Genomic DNA, 8,110 nt, shown 5'->3' with positions numbered 1-8,110 from the left:
GTTCCGATCTCCGATCGGGGCGTCAAAAACAAAGAAGGCCGGCCCACACGGGACCGGCCTTTGCTATTTGTGGCCGGCGTCAGGTCGCACACCCTGCCGGCTGAAGCTCAGTTAAGTTCTACTTGGAGGATGAGGTTTAAGTCGCCACAGGAGTACAAATTTCCATTCGAGATCGTGCCGAAGCTCATGGGCATGAGTGGCGCTCCTTGGTCGGGACGCGCCGGTGAACCGCTGACGAAGGTGCTTCAGCATAGTGCACTCCATCTTCGAGTTGGTGCCGTGACCCTGCTCCGAGCGAGTAGGCCGGCGACAGCCGCGACTCACCTCTCCCTCTGCCAGGGTTGGCAAAGCGAGACGACGACGGTGCTGACGGGGCTCGGGTGGAGACGGCGGTCCTGGACGGACTTAGGTGGTGCGATGCGCGCCCCGGGAACGCTCCCTCTGGCAGCTCCGTCCGGGGCTGCCACGCGTTCCGCTGGGCTCGGCGACCAGCTGATCGGTCATATTGGCTCAGAGTTCTCAAGGACTCCTGTCCCAAGGCTCTGACGCATGCACCTGCAAGCAAACGCACGAAGCGGCCAAGGCCCTCATGCGTCCGGCGAGGCAATGTCTTCCCCCACACGACGGAAGGTACGCGATTCGAGTTCGCCGAAGCTTATGGCAGCGCAATATTCCCGAAAGCGTTGCCGGCGTGACTCACCCCAGCGGGGATGCGGCGGGGCGACTTAGGGTGCGATGATCCGCGCTTCGGATTTTCGAGGCGCTGCCGATTCACGTCGCACCCGATAGGAGGCGCGACAATCGGAGCGACACGCGATCATGGTCTCTTTGCTTTAGACCAATGACTCACGCTTCGGGCTGGTAGCGCCCGAAACGATCATGGTCTGTGCTCGTCGGTGGCGGTGGTGTCAGCGGGCGCCTGGGCCGCATTTTCCGACTCGTCGTCGCCGCAAGAGCTGAAGAGGGACGTAATGCAGCTCCAGGTCTTGTTGGCGGCATTGCCGATGGCGCTACCGGCGTTGCCGATCTGCTCGCCGGCTTTCTTGGCCGTGCCGCCGATGGCATCGCCGGCCTGCTTGAGCCCTTCTTTCGACGACTTCACAGTCTGACCGGCCAACTCTTCGACGGTGCGCGGCACTTTGTTTGGATTTTCGGCCGGAGGAGGCAAAGGAGCTGCTTCGCCCGTTTGGGCGGGATCCGCCGCGTTCTGTTGCGGATCGGCGGCCGCGGCAGCGGGCGGCAGTCCCGGCAGATCTTTCGGCGGCGTTACGAGGGCCGTCAGGCCGGGGCACGGAAACGGTGCGCCGCGTGAGACGGCGCAGGCTTGGTGCTTACCGCGCGTGGCCATTTGGGAGATGCAGTAGAGCGAAACTCGTGCGTCCTTGCCGGGGCCGTCCGCAGTGCCGTCGATGACGCACCGGTACATGGCGGGCGGGCCCTCGCATGTCACGCAATACTCGAGCGCGAAAGCGGCATCCGCCATCGGTACGACAAGGAGAACGCCTGCGATGGTGCGTACGCGTTTCGACATTTTCTTCACCTCATCGCGGCGCCGTCCGGCGATGACGGGCGCGGGACCTTGCGGATCCAGAAAACCCCTTATCACATGGCCTCCTGCAAACCAATGAAGGGGCGCCCAATTATGGCGTCGTCAGGGCCGCCCATGGGGTGCGGCGCGCGCTTGCAAACGCGGGAGTGCGCCTCTATACGGGTGCTTTCGCGCGCTCCGGAGACGTGGCCGAGAGGCTGAAGGCGGCGGTTTGCTAAATCGTTATACCCTCTAAAGGGGTATCAGGGGTTCGAATCCCCTCGTCTCCGCCAGCCATCCCATTGATATGTATAAATTTGTGCCTTCTCGTGTGGTGTAAGACGGCTCCGAATCCTCAAACGCTGTTGTTTTAGCTCGTTGCGCGTGGTGGCCGCGAGGATCGGGTGCCCGGCGTCGAGAAGCGGACGTCGCACCGGCCGAAAACCGGATCCGATTTCGGAAGTTCAGCGCAAGGATATCGTGGTCGCGCGTCGCGATCGGATCAGGCACGCACCAGCTCGCGAGCCAGCAATCGATCGTGGGGGAGCACCGGACGCGATTGCAGTGGCCTCCGCGATCGGCAGCGGCGCGGCGATGTTCGGTGCGTCCCTCCGCGCGCTGCAGGAGAGCCTCTGACAACAACAGCCGAGGTGTCGACCGAAGCCGATGGCGAACTCGCAGCCCGCGGGTGGTCGCGCTCGTGGTGCTCGTTGCAGAGCGCGATTGAACAAGCGGATTGCAGCCGAGATGAATCGGAGCGAGATCACGATCGAATCCGCCACGCTCGAATAATGCGAAAGACGAGAGAGAAACCGCTCATCGATCCGGTCCGTTACATCCGGCTCTGGACTCAGCTGTCCACGCGACGCGAGCATCCTCGACCACTTGTCAGATCTGCGGACTTCGCACTAGATGCGTGCACAAGAAGCTTGCGGCAAAATACGGAATGCCGTCGATAAAGCACGCACGTCCAGGGACGAACACATGAAAATCTGCGCAGTCGGAGCGGGCGGCATCGGCGGCCTATTGGCTGCGCGTCTTGCCCATAGCGGCCAAGAAGTCACGGTCATTGCGCGCGGTCCGCACTTGGCAGCGATACGCGCCAACGGTCTCAAGCTCGTCGAAGAGGACGGTCGCGAGAAGGTTGCTCATGTTAGAGCTACCGACAACCTCGCGGAGGCCGGCGCGCAGGATCTCGTCATCCTCGGAATGAAAGCCCACCAGGTCGGCGCCGTTGTCAGAAATCTGCCGGCTATGTACGGCGACGACACTGTGGTGCTGACGGCGCAGAACGGCATTCCCTGGTGGTATTTCTTCAAGATCGGCGGACCGCACGAGGGCCGGGTTCTCGAAAGCGTCGATCCGGGCGGCGTCATTGCCGAGCACTTGCCTGCCGACAGGGTGCTGGGAAGTGTCGTCTATCCCGCGGCTGAGATCAGCGCGCCGGGTGTCATCACGCACATCGAGGGCAACCGGTTTTCAATAGCCGAGATCGATGACACCAAGACGGAGCGGGCGGCGAAGGTTTCCGATGCGCTGCAGAACGCGGGGTTTAAAGCGCCCGTCGTGTCCGATATTCGCGCCGAGATCTGGACCAAGCTGTGGGGGAATCTAAGCTTCAATCCGTTGAGCGCGCTGACGCACGCGACGCTGGAGGACATCTGCCGCTTTCCGGCAACGCGCGAGACCGCCACGCGTATGATGCGGGAAGCGCAAGCGGTCGGCGAGGCGCTCGGCATCCGCTTCCGCATCCCACTCGAGAAGCGCATTGCCGGCGCGGAAGCCGTGGGACCACACAAGACATCCATGCTGCAGGATGTCGAATCCGGGCGTGCGGTGGAGCTCGATGCGCTCGTGGGATCCGTCATCGAGCTTGGGCGCATCGCCCAGGTTCCGACGCCGCAGATCGAAGCGATCTACGCGTGTGTCAGCCTTCTCGCCGCGACGCTGGCCAAGGAAGGCGGAAGGCTTCGGATCGAGAAGAATTGAGCGGGTCGCGTGACACGCCCTAGGAGCACAGACAATGCCAGCCGATAAAACCCTGCGTGCGCTGCTCGCATCCGGCCAGAGCGATGCGGCCGCCATCGCCGCATCCGGGGTTCCGGCTCTGACCTATGGTGCCTTCCGCCAGCTCGTCGATCAGACGATCGAGACGCTCAACGGCCACGGCATCGGACGCGGTGACCGCGTGGCCATCGTGTTGCCGAACGGCCCCGAGATGGCAACGACCTTCGTGGCTGTTGCGTCGGCGGCCACGGCGGCGCCGCTCAATCCGGGCTATCGGGCGGACGAGTTCGAATTCTACATGACCGACGTGGGTGCCAAAGCGTTAGTTGTAGAAGAGGGGAGCACGTCGCCCGCCATTGCAGCGGCGAACAAGATCGGCATTCGGATCATCACGCTGAGACCGGATCCGGCGAAGGGCGCCGGCGCCTTCACACTGTCGAGCGATGCGGCGGCGGGTGGCGCGGGCAAGGGTGGTGCCGCGGAGAATGACGATACGGCCCTCATCCTGCACACCTCCGGAACGACATCGCGCCCGAAGATCGTACCGCTCAGCCACCGCAATGTCTTCGCGTCGGCGGGCAACATTGCGAGCTCGCTCGAACTCACGGAACGCGACCGTGCGCTCAACATCATGCCGCTTTTTCACATCCACGGCTTGATCGCCGGCGTGTTGGCTCCGCTTTCCCGCGGCGGGTCGATTTTCTGCACGCCGGGATTCAACGCGCTCAAGTTCTTCGCGGCGATGGACGAGGCAGCGCCCACCTGGTACACGGCCGTCCCCACAATGCATCAGGCGATTGTCGCGCGCGCGGCGAACAATCGCAGCATTATCGAGCGCCACAAGCTGCGCTTCATCCGCTCGTCGTCCTCGGCCTTGCCTCCGCAGGTGATCACGGAACTCGAGGCCGCGTTCGGCACGCACGTCACCGAAGCCTACGGCATGACTGAAGCCGCGCATCAGATGGCGTCCAACCCGCTGGGCGCCGGGCGACGTCCGGGAACCGTCGGGCGTGCCGCTGGTCCCGAGGTTGCCATCATGGATACGATCGGACTTATCCTCGGCACCGGCGAGACGGGCGAGATCGTGATCCGCGGCGAGAACGTCACCGCCGGCTATGAGAACAACGACAAGGCCAACGGAGAGGCGTTCACGCAAGGCTGGTTCCGGACCGGCGACCAGGGCACCATCGACAGCGACGGGTACATTTCCATCACGGGACGTCTCAAGGAGATCATCAACCGCGGGGGTGAGAAGGTGTCACCGCGAGAGGTCGACGAGGTCTTGATGGATCATCCGGCCGTGGCGCAGGCCGTGACATTCGCATTGCCGCACGACAAGCTCGGCGAGGATGTGGCCGCGGCAGTGGTGCTTCGCGAAGGGCAGGCGGCGACCGAGCGTGAGCTGCGCGACTTTGCGTCGACGCGGCTGGCAAACTTCAAGGTGCCGCGCAAAATCCTGCTGCTAGACGAGATTCCCAAGGGCGCTACGGGCAAGCTGCAGCGTATCGGGCTGGCCGAGAAGCTGGGGCTTACCGCCGAACAGTGAGCGACTCCGCGCCTAGTAGCCGAGCCAGGCTTCGAGCGGCCCCTTCGGAAGGGGCACGCGGAACCACTGCTCGAAGGTGAGGAACAGAAGCAACGATGTCGTGGTGCCGATCGCGAGCGCTTTCCATAGCGGTTCGCGACCGATCGCCAGCAGAGAAAGGGAGGTGGCGATCCATGGTGCGCGCCGAGACCAACGGGTGGTCGCGATCTTCCGGCGCGTGGTCGGCGTGATTCATCGATGATGTCCGCGCAGAGTGGAGGGAGCTGCTCGCCGCCTAATCGTCGATGTGTGTCCATTGCGAGAAGGCTGCGGCTTGGCCGGCAGCCGTGCCGTCCGCGTGCGTCAGATTCCAAACGCGAGCATTCGATATGCGAAAGCGTTTTCCGGTCGCGGATATGCGCACGCCGGCGTAGTCGTCAATGATGCCCGTCCGTGTCACGCGTTCGAGAAGATGGGCGCGTTCCTCGCGGAGTAGGGGCTCGGCCGAGAAGCGCGAGGGAAGCCGAGTGAAGGCGTCGAAATCCATCTCAAACAGCGTCAGCGCGATGCGATTGCCGAAATAGAAGATGGGATCCGGCTCCATGCCGTGGGCCACGATGGCAAAAGGGGCCGACCAAAGCGCTTCGATAGGATTGCCTGCGATCGAAACCAGGGCTTGGCGCGTCAGCCGCTGATAGCTCTCTCCGATGCACAGGATGCGCTGACGGTGCGCGTCCGTGAGGTGAGGAAGATGCATTTCCGCGGCGGTCATCGTTGGATCGCGGTCGCGACGGCAAGGGGCATCATGGGCTCCGCTTTGGCTGGGCATCGAGCACGCCGGATTTGTAGACGCCGTCCATAAGCTTGGCGATGTCCTCTTCGCGGAAGTTTCTCGTTCGCCACCACGACTCCAGATCGGCGGCCGACCAGACCGTATTTTCCACGTGCAACCTGTTCCACGCCGCGAGGGCTTCCTGCGTCATGTGGAGCTGGCCGTAAAGCGGAATATAGGCGACGAGCAGGTACGGTGCCTTGCGATCGGTATCCTGGCGGAGGATTTCCAGCGCCTGGCTATAGTTTCCGGTCAGGTAGCGGTGGTAGAATACGGTGGTGTGATACCAGCCCGCGACCGCATCGGGATTGAGCGCATTCGCTCGCGTCGTCATAGCCTCGCCGCGCTCCCAGTCCCCCGAGAACGCCGTCATCTGGCCGAGAATGCCCATGATGTATGCGTCGTGCGGGGCCAGCGACAGCGCTTGCTGGGTCTCATGGCGAAACAAGTCGATCTGCTTCGCATAGAAGTACGCGGCCGCCGCGACCATGTGCGCGCGGGCGCTCGACGGGTCCAACAGGACGGCTTTGTTCGCCTGCTCGATGATCATCTGAGGGTCCGTCGGCGCGGCGTCATAGCGGAAGGCCCGGCCTATGACCGCAAGCCATGTCAGCTCCGTGCGCGCGCGTGCGTTCGACGGGTCGAGTGCAACGGCCTTTTCGAGGAACTGCTTTGCCTCGCGGATATTGGCGGTGCTCCAGTCCCATTGCATGATCTCTCGCGCGCGCAGGACAAGGTCGTAGGCTCGTATCTCGTCGGGGCTCTTGCGCGTCGCCGACTTGGCCTCGGCCGTTTCGATGGCACCGTAGGATCCGGCGATCTGCGCGAAGATCTGGCTGACGATCTCGTCCTCGACGAGGAAGACGTCGGCAAGGCTGCGGTCGAAGCGATCAGCCCATACGTGGGCGCCGGTCTTGGCGTCGATCAACTGAGCCGTGATGCGCAGGCTTTCGCCGGATCGCCGGACGCTGCCCTCGAGCACGTAGCGGACGTTCAAATCCCGTCCCAATTGCGCGACGTCGACGGCCTTGCCTTTGTATTGAAAGGTCGTGTTGCGCGCGAGCACACGCAACTCGCGGGCGCGCGAAAGCTCGGTCAGGATGTCCTCGGTCAAGCCATCGCTGAAGTAGTCCTGGTTGGGGTCGCTGCTCAGATTCGCGAAAGGCAGGACTGCGATCGCAGGGCTGTCCTCGGTGGTCGATAGGGGCGCGGGATGCATGTCTCGCAAGAGCCATGCGCCGATGGCGCTCAGCGCGAGGGCAACAGCCAGCGCCGGCGCCCCCCATCGAAGGCTGCGCGGTCGCATGCGGCTCAGGAGCGGAACGGGAGATACGCGAGGCGCTTCCGGTTCCGGAGATATAGCGGCGGCGGTTGCATCCAGGCCGGGGTCCGGGGCGCCGCTGTGTTGGAAATCGATCTGCGGCGTGTAGCTGCCTTTCGGGAGATCGATCCGGATGAGGTCGCCGCGCCCCTCGACGTCGTAGTACTCGCGCAGTTTGTCGCGCAACCGCCCGGCCTCGATGCGCACGACCGGATCGACGGCGGGGTCGAATGACTTGGGGCGGTCAAAGACCTCGAGGGCGATGCTGTAGCCTTTGATCCGATCGCCGCGGCCGGCGATGGTCTCGCCGACAAGATATGTCAGGAAGCGCTGGCGGCGGCGCGACTGCGCGAACGCAGAGCTGTGCAGGATGCGCTCCAGCTGATGGCGAATAGCCTGCTGATCTGCCTCGTCCCAGTCGCGTGAAATGATCGCCACGCTGCAATCCGAACTCGCAATGAAATCAACGACCGGCAATCCCCACAGGGGGCGGATTGATACCGTTACATACTAGGCCATCCGACCGCGGACTGCCACTCTTCCCGAGCGGGGACGCGATGGTCGGCGGCGCCACGTAACGGTGGTGAAAATTGTTTCAAGCACGGGAGCGGGGCGTGCCGTCATAGACATCCGACAAGAAATTTTCAGTCGAAGACAGCTCCATGACTTTTCAGGCTGTCGTCCATCGCTGTCCCGCGCTGCCGTCAGCCGCTGGTTCTGCTCCGAATGAGAAATGGGCAGTGCCCACTCTCAGGCCGGATCCGCCAATTCAGCTTTTCTGGAGATTACGATCATGACGATGAAGCGCTTGCTGTTCGTTGTTCCCGCGATGTTGGTGGCCGGTGGAGCAAATGCTGTCCTTGCCGGAGAGACCATTAATGATGTGGGTGCCATCTC

At 63.3% G+C, this 8,110-nt stretch carries 5 protein-coding genes and 1 tRNA gene; 3 read left to right on the top strand and 3 right to left on the bottom strand.

What is annotated here, in order from left to right; translation table 11 throughout:
* Positions 1 to 877 precede the first annotated feature (877 nt).
* The gene (locus QZV93_RS04200; RefSeq protein WP_295556241.1) at positions 878 to 1,531 is read right to left on the bottom strand and encodes a hypothetical protein; all 654 of its coding nucleotides are present in this window, start codon (positions 1,529 to 1,531) and stop codon (positions 878 to 880) included.
* 197 nt (positions 1,532 to 1,728) lie between these two features.
* On the opposite strand from QZV93_RS04200, the gene QZV93_RS04195 reads away from it, so the two are divergent.
* The 3 genes from QZV93_RS04195 to QZV93_RS04185 all read left to right on the top strand — a co-directional run bounded on the left by QZV93_RS04195 (position 1,729) and on the right by QZV93_RS04185 (position 5,081).
* Positions 1,729 to 1,821: transfer RNA gene (locus QZV93_RS04195), tRNA-Ser, on the top strand.
* 691 nt (positions 1,822 to 2,512) lie between these two features.
* Complete coding sequence (locus QZV93_RS04190; RefSeq protein WP_295556240.1) at positions 2,513 to 3,517, top strand: 2-dehydropantoate 2-reductase; 1,005 nt, start codon at positions 2,513 to 2,515, stop codon at positions 3,515 to 3,517.
* Positions 3,518 to 3,551: 34 nt separating this feature from the next.
* Entirely contained in the window at positions 3,552 to 5,081 is a 1,530-nt protein-coding gene (locus QZV93_RS04185; RefSeq protein ID WP_295556238.1) for an acyl--CoA ligase, read from the top strand.
* Positions 5,082 to 5,355: 274 nt separating this feature from the next.
* On the opposite strand, the gene QZV93_RS04180 is transcribed toward QZV93_RS04185, so the two are convergent.
* Both QZV93_RS04180 and QZV93_RS04175 read right to left on the bottom strand, forming a co-directional pair.
* Entirely contained in the window at positions 5,356 to 5,832 is a 477-nt protein-coding gene (locus QZV93_RS04180; RefSeq protein ID WP_295556236.1) for an MEKHLA domain-containing protein, read from the bottom strand.
* Between the two features lie 31 nt (positions 5,833 to 5,863).
* The gene (locus QZV93_RS04175) at positions 5,864 to 7,651 is read right to left on the bottom strand and encodes a hypothetical protein (RefSeq protein WP_295556235.1); all 1,788 of its coding nucleotides are present in this window, start codon (positions 7,649 to 7,651) and stop codon (positions 5,864 to 5,866) included.
* Between the last annotated feature and the right edge of the window lie 459 nt (positions 7,652 to 8,110).

This window comes from uncultured Hyphomicrobium sp. (genome assembly GCF_902826555.1).
Classification (GTDB): domain Bacteria; phylum Pseudomonadota; class Alphaproteobacteria; order Rhizobiales; family Hyphomicrobiaceae; genus Hyphomicrobium_C.
Note: the sequence above shows the minus strand (reverse complement) of the source record. Positions and strands in the feature narration are given on the sequence as shown.

Excerpts from the sequence above, each read along its gene's own strand:
- QZV93_RS04200 (WP_295556241.1), bottom strand. The coding sequence starts at position 1,531 with ATGTCGAAACGCGTACGCACCATCGCAGGCGTTCTCCTTGTCGTACCG.
- QZV93_RS04190 (WP_295556240.1), top strand. The coding sequence starts at position 2,513 with ATGAAAATCTGCGCAGTCGGAGCGGGCGGCATCGGCGGCCTATTGGCT.
- QZV93_RS04185 (WP_295556238.1), top strand. The coding sequence starts at position 3,552 with ATGCCAGCCGATAAAACCCTGCGTGCGCTGCTCGCATCCGGCCAGAGC.
- QZV93_RS04180 (WP_295556236.1), bottom strand. The coding sequence starts at position 5,832 with ATGACCGCCGCGGAAATGCATCTTCCTCACCTCACGGACGCGCACCGT.